Source organism: Rhodococcus sp. S3, from assembly GCF_058211795.1.
Window position 1 is genome coordinate 2,076,328 of record NZ_CM177074.1, and the last position, 19,485, is coordinate 2,095,812.

Consider the following 19,485-nt stretch of genomic DNA (forward strand, 5'->3'; position numbering starts at 1 on the left):
AGGAAGCGAGGCGATCGTGAAGGTCATGGCACAACTCGCGATGGTGATGAACCTCGACAAGTGCATTGGATGCCACACCTGCTCGGTGACCTGCAAACAGGCGTGGACCAACCGGTCGGGCACCGAGTACGTGTGGTTCAACAACGTCGAAACCCGCCCGGGCCAGGGCTATCCGCGCACCTACGAGGACCAGGAACGCTGGCGCGGTGGCTGGGTCCGGGATACCAAGGGACGGCTGCGTCTCCGCGACGGTGGACGCCTCGCGAAACTCGCCCGCATCTTCTCGAACCCGAAGATGCCGTCGATCCACGACTACTACGAACCGTGGACCTACGACTACGACAACCTGACGAACGCCCCGCTCGGCGACCACGTCCCGGTGGCCTCGCCGCGCAGCCTCATCTCCGGTGAACCGATGAAGGTGGAATGGTCGGCGAACTGGGACGACAACCTCGGTGGCTCACCGGCGATCGTGCCCGACGACCCGATCCTGAAGAAGGTCGGCGACCGGATCAAGCTCGAGTTCGAGCAGACCTTCATGTTCTACCTGCCGCGGATCTGCGAGCACTGCCTCAACCCGTCGTGTGTGGCGTCGTGTCCGTCCGGCGCGATGTACAAGCGGTCGGAGGACGGGATCGTCCTCGTCGACCAGGACCGGTGCCGCGGCTGGCGGATGTGCGTGTCCGGATGCCCGTACAAGAAGGTGTACTTCAACCACAAGACCGGGAAGGCCGAGAAGTGCACCTTCTGCTACCCGCGGGTCGAGGTGGGGCTGCCGACCGTGTGTTCGGAGACGTGCGTGGGCAGGCTCCGGTACATCGGTCTGGTCCTCTACGACGTCGATCGGGTCCTGGAGGCGGCATCGGTGGAGAACGACACCGACCTGTACGAGGCGCAACGCGGCCTGCTGCTCGACCCCCGTGACCCCGAGGTGATCGCCGGCGCCCGCGCCGAGGGCATCTCCGACGAGTGGATCGAGGCCGCGCAACGGTCCCCGGTCTACGACCTGATCAGCACGTACCGGGTCGCGTTGCCGCTGCATCCGGAATACCGGACGATGCCGATGGTCTGGTACGTGCCACCGCTGTCACCGGTCGTCGACGCCGTCAGCCGGGAGGGACACGACGGCGAGGACATCGGCAACCTGTTCGGCGCCCTCGACGCCCTGCGCATCCCCATCGCGTACCTCGCGGAACTGTTCACCGCCGGGGACACCGCGACGGTCGAGGCGGTGTTGCGACGACTCGCCGCGATGCGCTCCTACATGCGCGACATCAATCTCGGCCGCGAGACCCGCCCCGAGATCCCCGAGGCCGTCGGCATGACCGAGGAACGGATCTACGAGATGTACCGGCTCCTCGCGCTCGCCAAGTACGACGAGCGGTACGTCATCCCGACCGCCTACGCGGCCGAAGGGCATCGGCTCGAGGAGTCGGCGACGGACTGTGCGCTGTCCTACGAAGGTGGCCCCGGCATGTACGAGTCGGGTCCGTTCGGGGAGGCCAGCGGCGTCCCGGTCCCGGTGGCGGTCGAGACCTTCCACGCCCTCGCACAGCGGCAGACCAGTGAGGGGATGGCGGCGAACGCGTCGAACCCGTCGCGGGTGAACCTCCTGAACTGGGACGGCAAGGGCGTACCGACGGGCATGTTCCCGGGCGGTCACGACACGAGGGGGGAGAAGCAATGAGACTGCTGCGTCCACGGCGCGCCGGCGTCGCTCGCGCCCTGCACCGTCGCCTCGTCCGTCAGGCCGCGTCGCTGCTGCTCGCCTATCCCGACGCCGGACACGCCGGACGGCTGGACGTCGCCGGGCAGCTCGTCGACCACATCACCGGTCCCGAGCAGGACATGCTGGGGACGGCGGTCCGCGCACTGGACGAACCGGATCTGCTCGTCCTGGCCCAGCGGTACGTCGAGACCTTCGACCTGCGGCGACGCTCGACGATGTACCTGACCTACTGGACCGCGGGCGACACCCGGAATCGCGGCGCCGAGATGCACGCCTTCGCGAGTGCCTACCGCGCCGCGGGAGTCGAGCCGCCCGCCCACGAATCACCCGACCATCTGCCGGTCGTCCTCGAATTCGCGGCCACCGTGGATCCCGCCGCGGGCGAGGAACTCCTCACCCGGTATCGGGTGGCCCTCGACGTGCTGCACACCTCCCTGCACGAGGCCGGCTCGGCGTACGCGCAGGTCGTCGCGGCCGTGTGCGCGACGCTCCCGCCGGTCACCGCCCGGGACGAGGAACGGGCCCGGCGCCTCGCGCAGGCGGGACCGCCCCGCGAGTCGATCGGTCTGCAGCCCTTCACCCTGACGGTGCCGCCCCGGCGAGGAGTCCCGGAATCATGAGTGCAGGAGAGATCTTCTGGGACGTGGTGCCGTACGTGACGCTCGCGATCGTCGCGGTGGGGACCTGGTGGCGGTATCGATACGACAAGTTCGGATGGACCACCCGTTCGTCCCAGCTGTACGAGGCGCGGTTACTGCGCATCGCGAGCCCGATGTTCCATTTCGGGATCCTGGTCGTGATCGTCGGCCACGTCATCGGCCTGGTGATCCCGCAGTCGTGGACCGACGCCGTCGGGTTGAGTCAGCACGCCTATCACGTGCAGGCCATCACGCTCGGCACGATCGCCGGTGTCTCGACGCTCGTCGGCATCTCCCTGCTCGTGTACCGCCGTCGCACCCGCGGTCCCGTCTTCAGCGCCACCACTCTCAACGACAAGGTCATGTATGTCGTGCTCGTCGCCGCGATCGTGGCGGGTCTCGCCACCACGCTGATGGGGTCGGGTGTCGTGGGCGAGGAACACAACTACCGGGAGACCGTCTCGCCGTGGTTCCGGTCGATCTGGGTCCTGCAACCCCGCGGCGACCTGATGGTGGAGGCGCCGTTCAGCTTCCAGCTGCACGCCCTGATCGGCCTCGCGCTCTTCGCCATCTGGCCGTTCACGCGCCTCGTCCACGCCTTCAGTGCCCCCGTCGGATACCTGTTCCGGCCGTACATCGTCTATCGCAGTCGCGACGAGGCCCCTCCCGGACGACTCGTGGGTTCGGAACCGCGGCGACGGGGATGGTGAGCACGCGCAGCCTGCCGTAGGTGGAGGGCCCGGAGGTCGGGTGTACTGTGAAATGTTCCGCGCCCTCCCGACCTGTCAGGACCACCGAAGATCCCCATGGCTGCCAGTTCCCACGTGAAGAACGATGCTTCGACTCCCGTGCCCGTTGCGGAGACCGGCGTCCGCCGCTCGGTTCTACCCGGGGGAGTGCGAGTCGTCACCGAGCACGTCCCCGGAGTGCGCTCGGCCGCCGTCGGTGTCTGGGTCGGTGTCGGCTCGCGCGACGAGCAGCGATCGGTCGCAGGTGCCGCCCACTTCCTCGAACACCTGCTGTTCAAGGCGACCCCGACCCGCACCGCCCTCGACATCGCAGAGACGATGGACGGGATCGGCGGTGAGCTCAACGCCTTCACCAGTAAAGAACACACCTGCTTCTATGCGCACGTGCTCGACGACGACCTGCCCATCGCCGTCGACGTCGTCGCCGATGTCGTGTTGCGCGGCCGGTGCCTGAGCACGGACGTCGACGTCGAACGGCAGGTGGTGCTCGAGGAGATCGCGATGCGCGACGACGATCCCGAGGACCTGCTCGGCGACTCGCTGCTCACGGCCCTGTACGGCGATCACCCCATCGGCCGGCCGATCATCGGATCCGTCGAGTCGATCGAGTCCATGACCCGGACCCAGTTGCACTCGTTCCATGTGCGCCGCTACACCCCGCCGCGGATGGTCGTCGCGGTCGCCGGCAACGTCGACCACGCGCACACAGTCGAACTGGTCCGCCGCGCCTTCGCCGGTCACCTGGACGACGCGGCCACCCCCGCGCCCTGCCGCGACGGACGGCTCGAACTGCGCACTGCACCGACGATGAGCATCGTCGAGCGCGACAACGAGCAGGCGCACCTGACGCTCGGCGTGCGGTCCTTCGGTCGGCACGACGGGCGTCGCTGGGCGCTGTCGGTGCTCAACGCAGCAGTCGGCGGTGGGCTGAGTTCGCGCCTGTTCCAGGAGGTGCGCGAGAAGCGGGGCCTGGCCTACTCGGTGTACTCCGGCACCGACACCTTCGCCGACACCGGCGCCTTCTCCGTGTACGCGGGCTGCCAGCCCGACAATCTCGGTGAGGTCGGCGCGGTGGTCCGTGAGGTGCTCACCGACGTGGCCGAACACGGCATCACCGACGCGGAATGCGCTCGCGCAAAGGGGTCGCTGCGCGGCGGTCTCGTGCTCGGACTCGAGGACACCGGGGCGCGCATGCACCGGATCGGCCGCAGCGAACTGAGCTACGGGCAGCACTGGGGCATCACCGAGACCCTCGAACGCATCTCGTCGGTGTCCACCGAGGAGGTGCGCAGCGTGGCCGCCGACCTGCTGCACCGGCCGTTCGCGGTCGCCGTCGCCGGCCCCTACCGGCGCACTCGTGACGTTCCGGCGTCGGTGCGCGAACTCGTGTCCTGAATCGTCCTCAGCTGGGCCAGTCGGCTCCGCAGGCGTCCGATGTCGTGCGCGACGGGTCCCGCCGGAGCAGCGAGTTCCGATACCGCGACTTCCGAGACGAACACGACCCGCACGTCGCGGTCGTGGAGCACGTCCACCAGATTGGCGAACCGCTGCGCGGGTTCGCGACCCGCGGTCGTCAGATCCGGGATCTTGTCGACGACCCAGAACAGGTGGTCCGCCGCGAGCGCCAGATAGTCGGCCGGCGCCGTGGTGTGGTCGCAGAGATCGCCGAAGTCGAACCAGAGACAGTCCTCCTCGGCCCGTAGAGCGCGGAGCGGGCGTTCCGCCGGGCGCAGGACCCGATGTTCGGCCGGCGCCGGCCGTTCGAGACCGAGCCGTCGTAGCTGCCGGTCGGACGGGGAGACGGCCCAGATCCCCGACGCGAATCCCTTCGCATGGTCGGAGCCGAGCCGATGATCGCGCGGACCGTCCAGAGCGACGACCGTCGCGCACCGCTCGACGAGCTCGATCGTCGGGACGAAGCCGTCGTGGAAGAGCGGGTTGGGGAGCAGGTCGCGGGGAGGATAGTTCGAGGTCAGGACGAGACGCGTGCGGCGACCGAGCAGTGCGGGGAACAACCGGGCGACGAACGTGCCGTCCGCCGGATCGTGGACGTGGAATTCGTCGAAGCACACGAGCTCGGCGCGACCGATCAGGTGATCGAGTGCGGCGTCGAGATCGAAGCGGTGCCGTCGGAGCTCGACGTGCAGGTCGCGGAAGAACTCGTGGAAGTGGACGCGCAGCTTGTTCCGTCCGGGATAGGCCGAGAAGTACACGTCGGCGAGCCAGCTCTTGCCGCGCCCGGGCGGGCCCCACAGGTAGACGTTCGGGCGCTCGGGATGACACAGCTGCTCGACGGCGTCGTGTTGCGCGGGATCGAGCACGAACCCCCGGCTGTGCGCGGCCTCGTCGAACACGGTGCGGGGGACGGGGTTCGGCATGGCGGTGTTCGGCGACATGCGGTTCCTGCGTCGGCGCACCCTCACGGCCGAGACTCTATCATCGTAGAGTGACGACTTCACCCGAACGTCCCTCCCGGCGCACGGCCATCAGCGATGCCGCCCTCGAACTCGCCGCCCGTGGCGGCAACCACGCGGTGACGCACACGGCCATCGACGTGCACCTCGGCCTGCCGAAGGGCTCGACCTCCTACTACTTCCGCACCCGCCACGTGCTCGTCTCGGCTGCGATCACCCGCCTCGCCGAACGGTCGCGCGCGGATTTCGCCGCGCTGTTCGACGACACGACCGGCGACCCGAGCCCTCCTGCCGACCTGATCGCGCGCTATCTCGAACGCCTGCTCACTGTGCGTCGCACCGATGTGCTGGCCCGGTACGCGCTCGCGACCGACGCGCGCCTCGAACGAGAGTCTGCCGAGGCGCTCGCGGCCTGCATGTTCTCGATCTCCGCGGCCACCGATCTCGTGCGGGAACTCGGTGCGCCGGAACCCGACACGGCGGGGCGCGATCTGGTGACCCTGCTCGAAGGAGTTCTGTTCGACCGCACCCACGGCGCTCGCGCCCACATGTCCTCGGATTCGGACACGGTATGGGTCGACGAGATCAGCTCGACCGTCGGTCGGTGGCTCGACGCGCTCTGCGCACAGCAGTAGGTGGCGTTCGACCCGCTCGGGACGTCCACGGGTGGTTGCGTAGGATTTCCGGGGGAGACGGCAACGAAAGGGCGTGACGACGCAAGTGGATGCAACAAAAGTTCGGGTGGGTGTACTCGGTGCTGCCGGCAAGGTCGGCCAGGCGATCTGCGCCGCCGTCGACGCCGCGTCCGATCTCGAGCTCGTCGCCACCGTCGACAAGGGCGACAGCCTCGACGCCTTCGTGAACTCGCAGACCCAGGTGGTCGTCGACTTCACCCACCCCGACGTCGTCATGGACAACTTGCACTTCCTCGTCGAGAACGGCATCCACGCCGTGGTCGGAACCACCGGCTTCGACGACGAGCGCCTCGACCGGGTGCGGAGCTGGCTCGCGGATCGTCCCGAGGTGGGCGTGCTCATCGCGCCGAACTTCGCGATCGGTGCCGTGCTGTCGATGCGCTTCGCCCAGGCCGCCGCCCGGTTCTTCGACTCCGTCGAGGTGATCGAGCTGCACCACCCGAACAAGGCCGACGCCCCGTCCGGCACCGCCTACCGCACCGCCCGTCTGATCGCGCAGGCCCGCGCCGAGGCCGGTGTGGCTCCGAGCCCGGACGCCACCACCACCGAACTCGACGGTGCTCGCGGCGGCGACGTCGACGGTGTCCGCGTGCACTCCGTGCGTCTCGCCGGACTCGTCGCCCACCAGGAGGTGCTGCTCGGCACCCAGGGCGAGACCCTCACCATCCGGCACGACTCGATCGACCGTTCCTCCTTCGCCCCCGGGGTGCTGCTCGGTGTGCGGGAGATCGGTAAGCGACCGGGTCTGACCGTCGGAATCGATCCCCTCCTCGACCTGTGAGAACCGGCTCGCTCAAAGTCCTCGTGCCCATCGCGTTCATCGTGGTGGCGCTGGGGTTCTACTTCGTTCTGCTCGGCTCCACCGGCCTGGAGCTGGTCCGGTCCGGTGAGGTCGCGGCGATCGGTCTCGGGATCGGCATCCTCATCCTCCCGGTCGTGGGGGCCTGGATCGTCTACGCGACCCTCCGCGCAGGGCTGCAGCATCAGCACCTCGCGCGGCGGATCCACGACGAAGGCCTCGAACTCGACGTCGACGACCTGCCCCGCATGCCGTCGGGGCGGATCGACCGGGACGCCGCCGACGAACTGTTCGCGACCGTGAAGCAGGAATGGGAAGCCGACCCCGACAACTGGCGCAACTCCTACCGGCTGGCACGCGCGTACGACTACGCGGGCGACCGCAGCCGCGCGCGGGAGACGATGCGCCGGGCGGTCGCGCTCGAGAAGCTCGAACGCGACGGCCACGCCGGTTCCTGAGCCGGCGAACGGCTTCGACAAACCTGCCGCAAGCGGTTTCGATAGGCGCTGCCGCGAGCGGCTTCACAAGCGCTGCCGCGAGCGGCTTCACAAGCGCTGCCGCGAGCGGCTTTGACAACCTCGATGCGGTGCAGCAGCCTGCTGATGTGACGGACGAGGCTGTGGAAGACCGGGCAGGGACGGGCGAGTCGGGACGCGGGGACGGATCCCGCACGGTGCTGGTGGTGCACCACACCCCGTCGCCGCCGACCCGCGAGATCCTCGAAGCCGTCCTGGCGGGAGCTCGGGACCCGGAGATCACGGGTGTCACCGTCCGGGTGGTCCCCGCGCTGGGCGCCACGGTGCCCGATGTGCTGGCCGCCGACGGCTTCCTGTTCGGCACGACAGCCAGTTTCGGTTACATGTCGGGTGCGCTCAAGCACTTCTTCGACACGGTCTACTACCCGTGTCTCGATGCCGTGGCCGGCCGTCCCTACGGTCTGTGGGTGCACGGGAACAACGACACCGCCGGCGCTGTGGCGTCGGTTCGGCGCTTGACCACCGGGTTGGGTCTCGTGCAGGCTGCTGCCGATCTCGAGATCACCGGACCGGTCGACGCGAAGGTACGCGAGCAGTGCTACGAGCTCGGCGCCATCGTCGCGGCGACCGCGGCCGGTGACATCTGACGTCAGCGGAAGTTCTTCTCCGTGAACGACTTGAGGCCCTTTCCGGCGGTTTCGAGGGCCATCTTCTCGGCGCGCCGCACGAGGAATCCGGGGATGGGGACCTTCGGATCGATGGTCAGTGAGAACTCGGCCGTCGTGCCGGATCCCTTGGCGGTGAGGGTGTAGGCGCCGTCCTGCTGGCGCTGCTGGCTGCTCTCCACCAGGGTCCACGACATCGACCCGTCGCCGTTCCAGGAGTACTCGACGACCTGCTCGTCGGTGATGCCGACGATCGAGACGGTCATCCGCACGCGGTGCGGTCGTCCGTCGGGGTGGGTGGACTCGACGGTGACGGACTTGTGGGTCGACGACCACTCGGGCAGGCGTTCGACCGCGGCGAGCGCGGCCATCACCTGCTCCGGGGTTGCGTCGATGTCGAAACTCCTGGTGCTGCTGACTGCCATGCGCCCTCCGCGTCGCCCGATTGTGTGCGTCGGCACTCTATCGTGCGGTGAGGTGCCTTACGCGTCGCTGCGCGGGTTCGTGTCGTCGGGTCCCGCGGCATCGTCCGGGCCGGCGGTGTCGGTCGGCGGTTGCTCGGTGGGTGCAGGCGGGGTGGGCTTCGCCCAGCCGCCCTGCCGGCGCCATTCGTCGGCCCGGCGCTGGTAGCGCATCTGCTCACGCAGGGCGCCCTGCACGGCCTGTGCCATCCAGGAGTTGAGCGACAGTCCGCTCTGCTGCGCCGCTTCCTCGGCCTTGGTCTTGATCTGCTCGACGAGGCGCAGGGTCACCCGGCTGATGTCGCCGGTCATCTCCTCGAACGACGGCGTCGGATCCTCGTGCGGGGGAGCGGGTTCGTTGTGGACGGCGAGGACGGCATCGGTGCCGTCGAGTCGCACCGTGACGGTGCGGTCGCCGAGTTCGTCGCTGATCTCGTTGGCCATGTCGGACAGTGCTGCCAGGACGGCGAGGCGGACGGGTGCGGCGATGGCGGTCGCGAGGACGGCGGCGGTGCGCCGGGTCTGCTCGTCGCCGAGTTCGGCCGCGGAGATCACGGAGTCGGTGATGGCGGACGTGTACTTGTCGATGTCCATGACGCCAGTGTGACGCCGCTGGTGACGTCATGCAAGGTGTCATCGTGATGTCATCGATCGTCGCAGGTCGAGGCGCGTTAGTGTTCGGACGGAAGAAGACGGTGCGTCATAAGGACGCGCGACGACCGAGGCGAGGAGGAGACGATGGCGCCCGAACCCGCCGTTCCGAAGGTCCGGCTCATCGCCACGACGGAGTTCCACGTCCCCGACGACGTCGACTGGGACACCGACGCCGAGGGCGGCGAAGCGCTCATCGAGTTCGCCGGTCGCGCCTGCTACCAGAGTTGGTCCAAGCCCAACCCCCGCACCGCGACGAACGCCGGATACCTCCGTCACCTGCTCACCGTGGGACACCTGTCCGTTCTCGAACACGCCACGGCGACCTTCTACATCACCGGTATCTCCCGCTCGTGCACGCACGAATTGATCCGGCACCGGCACTTCTCGTTCTCGCAGTTGTCCCAGCGTTTCGTCGCCGACGGCGAGGTGCCCGTGGTGGTTCCGCCCGCGATCGCGGGCGATCCCGAGCTCGAGGAACTGTTCCTCGCCGCCGCGGAACGCAGCCGCGAGGCGTACGTGGCGCTGCTGGCGGCGCTCGACGAGAAGCTCTCGCATCTTCCCGCCGGTCCGTTGCGCGCCAAGCAGGTCCGGGAGGCCGCCCGGGCGGTGCTTCCCAACGCCACGGAGACCCGCATCGTCGTCACCGGCAACTACCGCTCGTGGCGTCACTTCGTCGCGATGCGCGCGACCGAACATGCCGACGTCGAGATCCGGCGTCTCGCCGTCGAATGTGTGCGTCAGCTCGCGGATGCCGCACCGAACGCGTTCTCGGACTTCGCGATCACGAAGCTGGCCGACGGCAGCGAGATCGCAGCTCCCACGCTTGCGACCGATCTCTGATCGACCTGCGCACCGATCTCTGATCGACCTGCACACAGATCTCCGATCGACCTGCACACAGATCTCCGATCGACCGCTACACCGATCTGTGATCCGTCTTCGGGGGGCGGGCGTGTGTCGAGTCGGCCCTGCCACGCGGTAGCCTTCTGACCATGACCAACGGTGATTCCGCAACTGCTGTCGAGCTTCCGTTCGGCACCGTCGCCACAGCGATGGTGACCCCGTTCACTGCCGATGGCAAGCTCGACGTGGATGCGGGCGTGCGTCTGGCGAACTACCTCGTCGAGGGTGGCTGTGACGCACTGGTTCTCGCCGGTACGACCGGCGAATCGCCCACGACGACCGAGAACGAGAAGATGGAGCTGATGCGGGCCGTGCTCGCATCCGTCGGCGACCGCGCCAAGATCATCGCCGGTGCCGGCAGCAACGACACCGCCCACAGCGTCGAGCTCGCCCGCGACGCCGCGCGAGCCGGTGCGCACGGCCTGCTCGTGGTGACCCCGTACTACTCGCGGCCCCCGCAGGCGGGTCTCTACGCCCACTTCGTCGCGGTGGCCGATGCGACCGATCTGCCGGTCATGCTCTACGACATCCCACCTCGATCCGTCGTGCCGATCGAGACCGACACGCTGCGTCTGCTCGCCGAGCACCCGCGGATCGTCGCGGTGAAGGACGCCAAGGGTGATCTGAACGCGGGCGCCGAGCTGATCGGCACCACCGACCTGAAGTTCTACTCGGGCGACGACCCGCTGAACCTGCCGTGGCTGTCCGTCGGCGCCGTCGGATTCGTCAGCGTGATCGGCCATCTCGTGCCCGGTCGCCTCCGCGAGCTGCACACCGCCTTCGAGGCCGGCGATCTCGAACTCGCCCGTCGCATCAATCTGTCGATGGTGCCCATCTACCGGGCCGTCGCGCGACTGGGAGGTGTGAGCGCCTCGAAAGCAGGGCTGCGACTGCTCGGCATCGACGTCGGAGAGCCCCGTCTGCCGCAGGTCGCTCCGGTGACAGCGCAGATCGACGCTCTCGCGGCGGATCTCCAGGCTGCGGGGGTGCTGTGATGAGCCGCCCCGATCGTGGCCGTGGCCGCGCCACCCGCAACGCCGGTCCGCCCTCCCGCGCCCCACGCCGGGTGCCGCAGAACTCCGCGGCCGCCCAGCGACCCGACGCGCGCGTCGTCGACCCCACCGAACGGTTGGGTACGCCGCCCAAGGCTCCTCGCGACGGTCTGCGCGTCGTCGCGCTCGGCGGTATCGGCGAGATCGGCCGCAACATGACGGTCTTCGAACACCAGGGACGGCTCCTGATCGTCGACTGCGGTGTTCTCTTCCCCGAGGACCAGCAGCCCGGCGTCGATCTGATCCTGCCCGACTTCCGGTACATCGAGGACCGGATGGACGACGTCGAGGCGATCGTCCTCACCCACGGCCACGAGGACCACATCGGGGCCGTGCCGTTCCTGCTGCGTCTGCGCCCCGACATCCCGGTCGTCGGATCCAAGTTCACCCTGGCGCTGGTCGCGGCCAAGTGCCGCGAGCACCGTCAGCGTCCCAAGCTCGTCGAGGTCGTCGAGGGGCAGAGCACCTCGCACGGTCCGTTCGAGTGCGAGTACTTCGCGGTCAACCATTCCATCCCCGACGCGATCGCCGTCGCGATCCGCACCGCCGCGGGCGTCGTGCTGCACACCGGCGACATCAAGCTCGACCAGCTGCCGCTCGACAACCGCCTCACCGACCTCGCGGGCTTCTCCCGCCTCGGCGACGAGGGTGTCGACCTGTTCCTCGTCGACTCGACGAACGCCGAGGTCCCCGGCTTCGTCACGCCCGAGCGCGAGATCGGCGGGGTGCTCGACACCGTCATCGGCAAGGCCACCAACCGGGTGATCGTCGCGTCCTTCGCGAGCCACGTGCACCGCATCCAGCAGATCGTCGACGTCGCGGAGCGCTACAACCGGCGCGTGGCGTTCGTCGGCCGGTCGATGGTCCGCAACATGCAGATCGCGCAGGATCTGGGCTACCTCAACGTGCCCGACGGCCTCGAGGTCGACATCGACACCGCCGCGAGCCTGCCCGACGGCCGGGTCGTGCTGGTCTCCACCGGTTCGCAGGGCGAACCGCTCTCGGCGCTGTCCCGGATGGCGCGCGGCGAGCACCGGCAGATCAACATCCGGGCCGACGACCTCGTCGTCCTCGCGTCGTCGCTGATCCCCGGCAACGAGAACTCCGTGTTCGCGGTCGTCAACGGTCTGGCCAAGCGCGGCGCGAAGGTCGTCACCCAGCAGAACGCGAAGGTGCACGTCTCCGGTCACGCGTCGGCCGGCGAGCTGCTGTACCTCTACAACGCGGTGCGACCCACCAACGCGATGCCCGTCCACGGCGAGTGGCGCCACCTGCGGGCGAACGCCGCCCTGGCCGAGGCCACGGGTGTTCCCCGCGAGCGGATCGTGCTCGCGGAGGACGGTGTGGTCGTCGACATGGTCGACGGACTCGCCGAGATCGTCGGGCGCGTCCCGGTCGGTCACGTCTACGTCGACGGCCTGTCGGTGGGCGACGTGGGCGAGTCCACGCTGTCCGACCGTCTCGTCCTCGGCGAGGGTGGTTTCATCTCGATCTCCGTCGCGGTCGACGCCACGACCGGCCGTGCGGTGAGCACCCCGGAGGTTTCCGGTCGCGGTTTCTCCGACGATCCGGGCGCGCTCAACGAAGCAGCGCAGCTCGTCGACAAGGCGCTCAACGAACTCGCTGCCGAAGGGGTCACGGAGACCCATCGCATCGCCCAGGGCATCCGCCGCGTCGTCGGCCGCTGGGTCGCCGAGACCTATCGTCGTCGCCCGATGATCGTGCCCACGGTGATCCCGGTCTCCTGAGTGCGGTGCGCGCGGTCCCGCCGAACACGCGGGCTCGCGCGATGGGCGAGGGCAGGAGTGATCGCTAGAGTGGCGGAATGAGCCTCGCCCGAAGCGAACGACATGCCCTCGTCCGCACCATGTCCGAGGTCGGGCCCGACGCGCCGACGCTCTGCGGCGACTGGACGGTCCGGGATCTCGCCGCGCACCTGCTCGTCCGCGAGCGCCGGGTGGACGCGATGCCCGGCATCGTCGTCCCGGCCCTGGCCGATCACACGGAGAAGGTGCGACGCTCCGCCACCGACCGGCAGTGGGCACACCTGCTCGCCGACGTCGATTCCGGCCCGCCGAAGTGGTCGCCGATGTTCCTGTTCGACGCCGTCGCCAACGCGGCGGAGATGTTCGTGCACCACGAGGACGTGCGCCGCGCGCAGCCCGGATGGGAGCCGCGGACGCTGTCGGCGGACGACCAGGACCAGCTCTGGCGCATCGCGCGGATGATCGGACGCAACAGCTACGGCGGATGCGACGTCACGGTGGTCTTCGAGCGGTCCGGTTCCGGCGAGCGGGTCACCCTGCGCAAGCGCGGTCCGCGCACCGTCGTGCTGCGCGGCGAACCGTCCGAACTCGTGCTGCACGCCTTCGGCCGGGACCAGGTGCGGCTCGAGATCGAGGGTGACGAGTCGGCGGTCACCGAACTGGCGGGGTCGAAACGCGGACTGTGAGCGCTCGCCCGGGACAGCGTGTGACCAGTGCCGCCGCCCGGTACCCGTGTTGCTGATGGTTCATGAGAGGTCCGTGCGGCTACCCTGGCGAATATGGCAGGAAAGTCGTCGGGCAGCCGCGGAACGTCGTCTACGACCGCTCGGTCGCGGGCGGGGGCGCGGGGTTCGGGCGGCAGCACCTCCCGTGCTCGCAGCGCGGGTGCCTCCACCTCGAAGACCGGATCGACCGCGAAGTCGAAGGCGTCCGGATCGACCCGGTCCACCCCCGCACGCAAGCCGCGCGCCGCGGCCTCGACCGCGAACCGTCGCAGCGGTGGCACCGCACGTCGCACTCCGGCCGCGAGCCGCCGCCCCGCGCCCGCCCGTCCCCGGCGCAGTTCCGGGGGGATCCTCACCGCTGTCGGCCGCACCGTCGGCGCCGGCTGGATGATGACGGCCCGCGCCCTCGGAGCCACGACCCGGACGATGGGTCGCGCCACCGAGATCGAGTCCGGACACCGCCGCGACGGCATCGCGCTCGGACTGATCTCCATCGGCGTGATCATCGCCGGCACGGTGTGGTTCGGCGTCGGCGGCCCGGTGGGGGAGTGGGTCGAGACGGCCGTCCGCGCCGTCACCGGCGGTGCGAGCGCGGTCCTTCCGCTCGTCGCGGTCGGCATCGCGGTGACGCTCATGCGCACCGAACCGCATCCCGAGATCCGTCCCCGGCTCGTCGTCGGCGGACTGCTCGTCGGTCTGCCCGCACTGGGCCTGTGGCACATCGCCTCCGGTTCGCCCACCGACGCGGAGGGCCGATCCGAAGGAGCCGGTTTCGTGGGTGCTGCCGTGGGCGGACCACTCACCTCCGGACTCACCGTCTGGCTGTCCGTGCCGCTGATGCTCCTCGCGGCAGGCTTCGGGATCCTGCTCCTCACCGGCACCACGGTGCGTGAGCTGCCCGAACTGTTCCGCGACTACTTCGGCCTCGGCTACCGCGCCGACGACGAATACGGCGACTACGACGACCACTACGACGACGGTTACGGCTACGACGAGCCGCCGATGTTCGACGCCGACGGCTACCCGATCGACGAGCCGCCCGCCCCCAAGCGGTCCCGTCGCCGGCGTACCCCGGTGGAGAACTACCCGCCCGACGAGTTCGACGGCGACGCGAAGACCGAGGTGCTCCCGCTGTGGGACGACCGCGCACCCGAACCGGAGAAGCCCACCTCACCGCCGGCCACGCTGGAGATGCCCTCGGTCGCCGAGACCCCGGCCGCAGCACCGGCCCCCGCTCCCGCCCGCAAGAAACCGAAGGCCGCGCCCGTCCCCGAGGTCGTCGACCAGACCTCCGAACCGGAACCGGCAGAGACGTTCGTCCGCGACCGCGAGGTCGAGGGCGACTACACGTTGCCCTCCCTGGAACTGCTCACCAAGGGCGATCCGCCCAAGACGCGGTCGGCCGCGAACGACCAGATGATCGAGGCGATCACCGAGGTCCTCGAACAGTTCAAGATCGACGCCGCGGTCACCGGCTTCACCCGCGGCCCGACCGTCACCCGCTACGAGGTCGAGCTCGGCCCCGGCGTCAAGGTCGAGAAGATCACCGCGCTCGCCCGCAACATCGCGTACGCGGTGGCGACCGACAACGTCCGTCTGCTCGCGCCGATCCCGGGTAAGTCCGCAGTCGGCATCGAGGTCCCCAACACCGACCGCGAACTCGTGCGTCTGTCGGACGTGCTCGCGGCACCGTCGACCCGCCGCGACCACCACCCCCTCGTCATCGGTCTCGGCAAGGACATCGAGGGCGACTTCGTCTCGGCCAACCTCGCGAAGATGCCGCACCTGCTGGTCGCCGGTTCTACCGGTTCCGGTAAGTCGAGCTTCGTCAACTCGATGCTCGTGTCGCTGCTCATCCGCGCGACGCCCGACGAGGTGCGGATGATCCTCATCGACCCCAAGATGGTCGAGCTGACGCCCTACGAGGGCATCCCGCACCTGATCACCCCGATCATCACGCAGCCCAAAAAGGCCGCGGCGGCGCTCGCGTGGCTCGTCGAGGAGATGGAGCAGCGCTACCAGGATATGCAGGCCAACCGTGTGCGGCACATCGACGACTTCAACGCCAAGGTGAAGTCGGGGGAGATCACCGCACCGCTCGGCAGCGAGCGCGTGTACCGGCCGTATCCCTACATCCTCGCCATCGTCGACGAGCTCGCCGACCTGATGATGACGGCCCCGCGAGACGTCGAGGACGCGATCGTCCGCATCACCCAGAAGGCCCGCGCCGCCGGCATCCACCTCGTGCTCGCCACCCAGCGACCCTCGGTGGACGTCGTCACGGGTCTCATCAAGACGAACGTGCCCTCGCGACTCGCGTTCGCGACGAGTTCGCTCACCGACTCGCGTGTCATCCTCGACCAGCCCGGTGCCGAGAAGCTCATCGGTATGGGCGACGGACTGTTCCTGCCGATGGGCGCGGGCAAACCGATCCGCCTGCAGGGTGCGTTCATCACCGACGAGGAGATCGCAGGGGTCGTCGACTTCGCCAAGAACCAGGCCGAACCCGAGTACAACGAGGGCGTCACCGCCCCGAAGGCCGGCGACAAGAAGGACGTCGACCCCGACATCGGCGACGACCTCGACGTCTTCCTGCAGGCGGTCGAACTCGTCGTCACCAGCCAGTTCGGTTCCACGTCGATGCTGCAGCGCAAGCTCCGCGTCGGCTTCGCCAAGGCCGGTCGCCTGATGGACCTGATGGAGACCCGCGGCGTGGTCGGCCCGAGCGAGGGCAGCAAGGCCCGTGAGGTTCTGGTCAAGCCCGAGGAACTCGACGGCCTGCTGTACTCGATCCGTGGCGGCGGAGACCCGGCGGAGGCCCCGGCCGCAGAGCAGTGAGACATGCCCGTTCGACGGGCCGTCCCTGCTGTCTCCGGCGGGAAGTGACGATGTGTGGCACAATCGTGGGAGCTGTGGAGGGGAGTATCCCCTGATCCGCGGCGGTCTCGTCAACACGTGCGGCGCCGATGCCGTCCCGGGGCCGTCGGTCCGGCGATAGTCCGGGCGGGAGAGACCTCCGGCAGGTACGCATACCTACCGGAAGGCCCGTGTATCCATGCACGTAACCCTGACCACCTGGTTGATCACGATCGCCGTCATCATCGGGTTGTTCGTCTTCGACTTCTTCGCCCACGTCCGCAAGCCGCACGCGCCCACCCTGCGCGAATCCGGCTTCTGGTCGGCCGTCTTCATCGCCATCGCGATCCTCTTCGGCGTGATCGTCTTCGTGATCTGGGGCCCGACCTACGGCGGCGAGTACTTCGCCGGCTACATCACCGAGAAGGCGTTGTCGGTCGACAACCTCTTCGTCTTCGTCATCATCATGGCCACCTTCGCGGTGCCCCGTGAGTACCAGCAGAAGGTTCTCACCATCGGCATCGTGCTGGCCCTGGTCATGCGTGGTGCCTTCATCGCGGTCGGTGCCGCGGCGATCAACGCCTACAGCTGGGTGTTCTACCTGTTCGGCTTCTTCCTCGTCTACACCGCCGTCAAGCTCATCCGCGACCACGGCGAGGACCCGCAGGGCATCTCGGAGAACCGGATGGTCAAGTTGGCCCGGAAGTTCCTGCCGGTGCACGACGAGTACGACGGCGACCGGCTCGTCACCCGCATCGACGGCAAGAAGCTCGTCACGCCGATGCTGCTCGCGCTCGTCGCGATCGGGTTCACCGACATCCTCTTCGCGCTCGACTCGATCCCCGCGATCTACGGTCTGACGAACGAGCCGTACCTGGTGTTCACCGCGAACGCCTTCGCGCTGATGGGTCTGCGACAGCTGTTCTTCCTCATCGGCGGTCTGCTCGAGCGGCTGGTCTACCTGTCCTACGGACTGTCGATCATCCTGGCGTTCATCGGCGTGAAGCTGGTGCTCCACGCCCTGCACGAGAACACGCTCGGCTGGATCAACGGCGGCGAGCACGTCGCCGTCCCGGAGATCTCCACCGGCGTGTCCCTGGTCGTGATCGTCGGCGTGCTGGCCGTGACGACGGTGGCCAGCCTGCTGAAAACGCGCGGCGAGAAGGAATCCGTCAGGAGTTGAATACGCCCATCACCGGGTTCCACCCGGTGATGCGCACGGCATCGACGAGGTCGCGCTGCGCGAACGGGTCCTGGGCCATCAGTTCGCGCGCCGCGGCCTCGTCGGCCACGTCGACGAGGATGAGCGCACCCGAACCGTCCGTCCACGGGCCGGTTGCCCGCACGATGCCCTGTTCGACGAGATCGCCGAGCCATGCGCGGTGCTTCGGGCGGTGCTCGTCGCGCGCCGAGGCGGTCGCGTCCGAATAGGTGTACTCGACGGCGAACAGGGCCATGCGGGCCTCGCTTTCGTGGTCTCGATCAGAGGGTGAGGAGCATCCGGGTGTTCCCGAGCGTGTTCGGTTTCACATAGCTCAGGTCCAGGAACTCCGCGACGCCCGTATCGTACGACCGGCACATCTCCGCGTAGACCTCGGCCGTCACAGGAGTCCCCTGGATCTCCGCGAAACCGTGCCGCGCAAAGAATTCCACCTCGAAGGTGAGCACGAACAATCGTTCCAGCTCGAGCTCGCGGGCGACCTCGATGAGGCGCGCGACGATCAGGTGACCCGCGCCGTGACCCTTGACCGACGGATCGACGGCCACGGTGCGTACCTCGCCGAGATCCGACCACAGCACGTGCAGGGCACCGCAACCGACGACCTGCCCTCCGAGTTCGGCGACCCAGAACTCCTGGACGGCCTCGTACAGGGTCACCAGATTCTTCTCGAGCAGGATCTTGCCCGCGTAGATGTCGATGAGCCGCTTGATCTCGGGCACGTCGGAGGTTCGGGCGCGCCGGACGACCATTCGATCGTTCGAGTCGTGGTTCGTCGGCGGTGTCGTCATGCGGTGAACAGTAGCGCGTGCGGCTACCGATATTGTGGGGCACATGAGCACGCCCCGCCAGCATGTCACCGCGTCGGGCGGGAGCGGCGCCGCACCGGGACCGCACGCCGGGAGCCCGCACGATCCGGTGCCGTTGTGGAACATCGCCAACATCCTGACGGTGGGCCGGATCGCGTTGGTGCCGGTCTTCCTGGTGCTGCTCTTCGTCGGCGACGGGCACGACACCGTGTGGAGGCTCGCGGCGACCGGAGTCTTCGCGATCGCCGCCATCACCGACCGGATCGACGGTCAACTCGCGCGAAAGCACGGTCTCGTCACCGATTTCGGCAAACTCGCCGATCCCATCGCCGACAAGGCCCTCATCGGTGCCGCGCTGGTCGGCCTGTCGTTGCTCGGCGACCTGTCGTGGTGGGTCACCGGGATCATCGCGGCCCGGGAACTGGGGATCACCGCCCTGCGGTTCGCCGTGCTCCGGCACGCCGTGATCCCGGCGAGTCGCGGCGGCAAGCTCAAGACCCTGGTACAGACGCTCGCGATCGGCGTCTACCTGCTGCCGCTGCCGGACTCGGTGGCACCGGTGGCGATCGGCCTGATGATCCTCGCGGTCGCCCTGACGGTGGTGACGGGACTCGACTATGTGGTCCAGGCGATCCGGCTGCGTACCGGGGTGCGCCGGAGCGAGACCGTCCGGGCGGAGGACGGGCCGGCGGACGACGTCGCCGCCCAGGACACGCCGGACGACGGTCGCACGGTGGGTGAGGACGCCCGGTGACCCTGCCCCGTAACCGCGTCCGGTAACCACGTGCGGCACGTGCGGGATCCGGCCCGGTGCGGCCGACACCGCTGTGTCGGGACTACTCGGACGTCTGCAACCGCCGTCGGCGTTGTAATGT

20 protein-coding genes are annotated in these 19,485 nt (G+C 68.7%); 15 read left to right on the top strand and 5 right to left on the bottom strand.

All coding sequences use genetic code 11. The features are described from left to right. The first annotated feature begins 16 nt into the window (after positions 1 to 16). The 4 genes from narH (at position 17) to AC0LPE_RS09670 (ending at position 4,511) form a co-directional block, all read left to right on the top strand. Complete coding sequence (narH, locus tag AC0LPE_RS09655) at positions 17 to 1,687, top strand: nitrate reductase subunit beta (protein ID WP_064060416.1); 1,671 nt, start codon at positions 17 to 19, stop codon at positions 1,685 to 1,687. After that, a complete protein-coding gene (gene narJ / locus AC0LPE_RS09660; RefSeq protein ID WP_064060417.1) occupies positions 1,684 to 2,349 on the top strand; it encodes a nitrate reductase molybdenum cofactor assembly chaperone in 666 nt (221 codons plus the stop codon). Before narH ends, narJ begins: the two co-directional genes overlap by 4 nt. Further along, positions 2,346 to 3,077: a respiratory nitrate reductase subunit gamma gene (narI, locus tag AC0LPE_RS09665; RefSeq protein ID WP_490606097.1), complete on the top strand. Its 732-nt coding sequence runs from the start codon at positions 2,346 to 2,348 to the stop codon at positions 3,075 to 3,077. The genes narJ and narI overlap by 4 nt, the downstream gene beginning before the upstream one ends. 96 nt (positions 3,078 to 3,173) lie before the next feature. Then, positions 3,174 to 4,511 (top strand): M16 family metallopeptidase, encoded by a 1,338-nt coding sequence (locus AC0LPE_RS09670; protein WP_490606098.1) that lies wholly within the window; start codon positions 3,174 to 3,176, stop codon positions 4,509 to 4,511. Here AC0LPE_RS09670 and zapE read toward each other — a convergent pair. Further along, positions 4,460 to 5,512, bottom strand: coding sequence for a cell division protein ZapE (gene zapE / locus AC0LPE_RS09675; protein ID WP_490606099.1), 1,053 nt, complete (start codon positions 5,510 to 5,512; stop codon positions 4,460 to 4,462). The genes AC0LPE_RS09670 and zapE overlap by 52 nt on opposite strands. Positions 5,513 to 5,562: 50 nt before the next feature. Here zapE and AC0LPE_RS09680 point away from each other — a divergent pair, with 50 nt between their 5' ends. The 4 genes from AC0LPE_RS09680 (at position 5,563) to AC0LPE_RS09695 (ending at position 8,147) form a co-directional block, all read left to right on the top strand. Further along, positions 5,563 to 6,165, top strand: a complete 603-nt coding sequence (locus AC0LPE_RS09680) for a TetR/AcrR family transcriptional regulator (RefSeq protein WP_443209920.1) — start codon at positions 5,563 to 5,565, stop codon at positions 6,163 to 6,165. A gap of 85 nt (positions 6,166 to 6,250) precedes the next feature. Continuing rightward, entirely contained in the window at positions 6,251 to 7,006 is a 756-nt protein-coding gene (gene dapB / locus AC0LPE_RS09685; protein ID WP_170318494.1) for a 4-hydroxy-tetrahydrodipicolinate reductase, read from the top strand. Continuing rightward, positions 7,003 to 7,482 (top strand): hypothetical protein, encoded by a 480-nt coding sequence (locus tag AC0LPE_RS09690; RefSeq protein ID WP_159418550.1) that lies wholly within the window; start codon positions 7,003 to 7,005, stop codon positions 7,480 to 7,482. Before dapB ends, AC0LPE_RS09690 begins: the two co-directional genes overlap by 4 nt. 161 nt (positions 7,483 to 7,643) lie before the next feature. Further along, positions 7,644 to 8,147 (top strand): flavodoxin family protein, encoded by a 504-nt coding sequence (locus AC0LPE_RS09695; protein WP_490606336.1) that lies wholly within the window; start codon positions 7,644 to 7,646, stop codon positions 8,145 to 8,147. Between the two features lie 2 nt (positions 8,148 to 8,149). Here AC0LPE_RS09695 and AC0LPE_RS09700 read toward each other — a convergent pair whose 3' ends face one another. Together AC0LPE_RS09700 and AC0LPE_RS09705 are read right to left on the bottom strand one after the other, a co-directional pair. Continuing rightward, positions 8,150 to 8,590, bottom strand: a complete 441-nt coding sequence (locus tag AC0LPE_RS09700) for an SRPBCC family protein (RefSeq protein ID WP_006551250.1) — start codon at positions 8,588 to 8,590, stop codon at positions 8,150 to 8,152. A gap of 57 nt (positions 8,591 to 8,647) precedes the next feature. Further along, the gene (locus tag AC0LPE_RS09705; RefSeq protein WP_490606100.1) at positions 8,648 to 9,220 is read right to left on the bottom strand and encodes a hypothetical protein; all 573 of its coding nucleotides are present in this window, start codon (positions 9,218 to 9,220) and stop codon (positions 8,648 to 8,650) included. Between the two features lie 144 nt (positions 9,221 to 9,364). Here AC0LPE_RS09705 and thyX point away from each other — a divergent pair, with 144 nt between their 5' ends. From thyX to AC0LPE_RS09735, 6 genes are all read left to right on the top strand, one after another. Continuing rightward, the gene (gene thyX, locus AC0LPE_RS09710; RefSeq protein ID WP_016695555.1) at positions 9,365 to 10,120 is read left to right on the top strand and encodes an FAD-dependent thymidylate synthase; all 756 of its coding nucleotides are present in this window, start codon (positions 9,365 to 9,367) and stop codon (positions 10,118 to 10,120) included. A gap of 152 nt (positions 10,121 to 10,272) precedes the next feature. Next, positions 10,273 to 11,178 (top strand): 4-hydroxy-tetrahydrodipicolinate synthase, encoded by a 906-nt coding sequence (dapA, locus tag AC0LPE_RS09715; protein WP_120282311.1) that lies wholly within the window; start codon positions 10,273 to 10,275, stop codon positions 11,176 to 11,178. After that, a complete protein-coding gene (locus tag AC0LPE_RS09720) occupies positions 11,178 to 12,983 on the top strand; it encodes a ribonuclease J (protein WP_490606101.1) in 1,806 nt (601 codons plus the stop codon). Before dapA ends, AC0LPE_RS09720 begins: the two co-directional genes overlap by 1 nt. 77 nt (positions 12,984 to 13,060) lie before the next feature. Then, complete coding sequence (locus AC0LPE_RS09725) at positions 13,061 to 13,687, top strand: TIGR03085 family metal-binding protein (RefSeq protein ID WP_490606102.1); 627 nt, start codon at positions 13,061 to 13,063, stop codon at positions 13,685 to 13,687. Positions 13,688 to 13,780: 93 nt separating this feature from the next. Then, positions 13,781 to 16,564, top strand: coding sequence for a DNA translocase FtsK (locus AC0LPE_RS09730; protein ID WP_490606103.1), 2,784 nt, complete (start codon positions 13,781 to 13,783; stop codon positions 16,562 to 16,564). A 217-nt stretch (positions 16,565 to 16,781) separates the two neighbouring features. Next, positions 16,782 to 17,765, top strand: a complete 984-nt coding sequence (locus tag AC0LPE_RS09735) for a TerC family protein (protein WP_088898225.1) — start codon at positions 16,782 to 16,784, stop codon at positions 17,763 to 17,765. Here AC0LPE_RS09735 and AC0LPE_RS09740 read toward each other — a convergent pair. Both AC0LPE_RS09740 and AC0LPE_RS09745 read right to left on the bottom strand, forming a co-directional pair. Further along, positions 17,755 to 18,039, bottom strand: coding sequence for a YciI family protein (locus AC0LPE_RS09740; protein ID WP_033096530.1), 285 nt, complete (start codon positions 18,037 to 18,039; stop codon positions 17,755 to 17,757). The genes AC0LPE_RS09735 and AC0LPE_RS09740 overlap by 11 nt on opposite strands. Positions 18,040 to 18,064: 25 nt before the next feature. Continuing rightward, positions 18,065 to 18,592, bottom strand: a complete 528-nt coding sequence (locus AC0LPE_RS09745; protein ID WP_016694603.1) for an amino-acid N-acetyltransferase — start codon at positions 18,590 to 18,592, stop codon at positions 18,065 to 18,067. Positions 18,593 to 18,635: 43 nt separating this feature from the next. On the opposite strand from AC0LPE_RS09745, the gene pgsA reads away from it, so the two are divergent. Then, complete coding sequence (gene pgsA / locus AC0LPE_RS09750; RefSeq protein WP_016694602.1) at positions 18,636 to 19,364, top strand: CDP-diacylglycerol--glycerol-3-phosphate 3-phosphatidyltransferase; 729 nt, start codon at positions 18,636 to 18,638, stop codon at positions 19,362 to 19,364. Positions 19,365 to 19,485 lie beyond the last annotated feature (121 nt).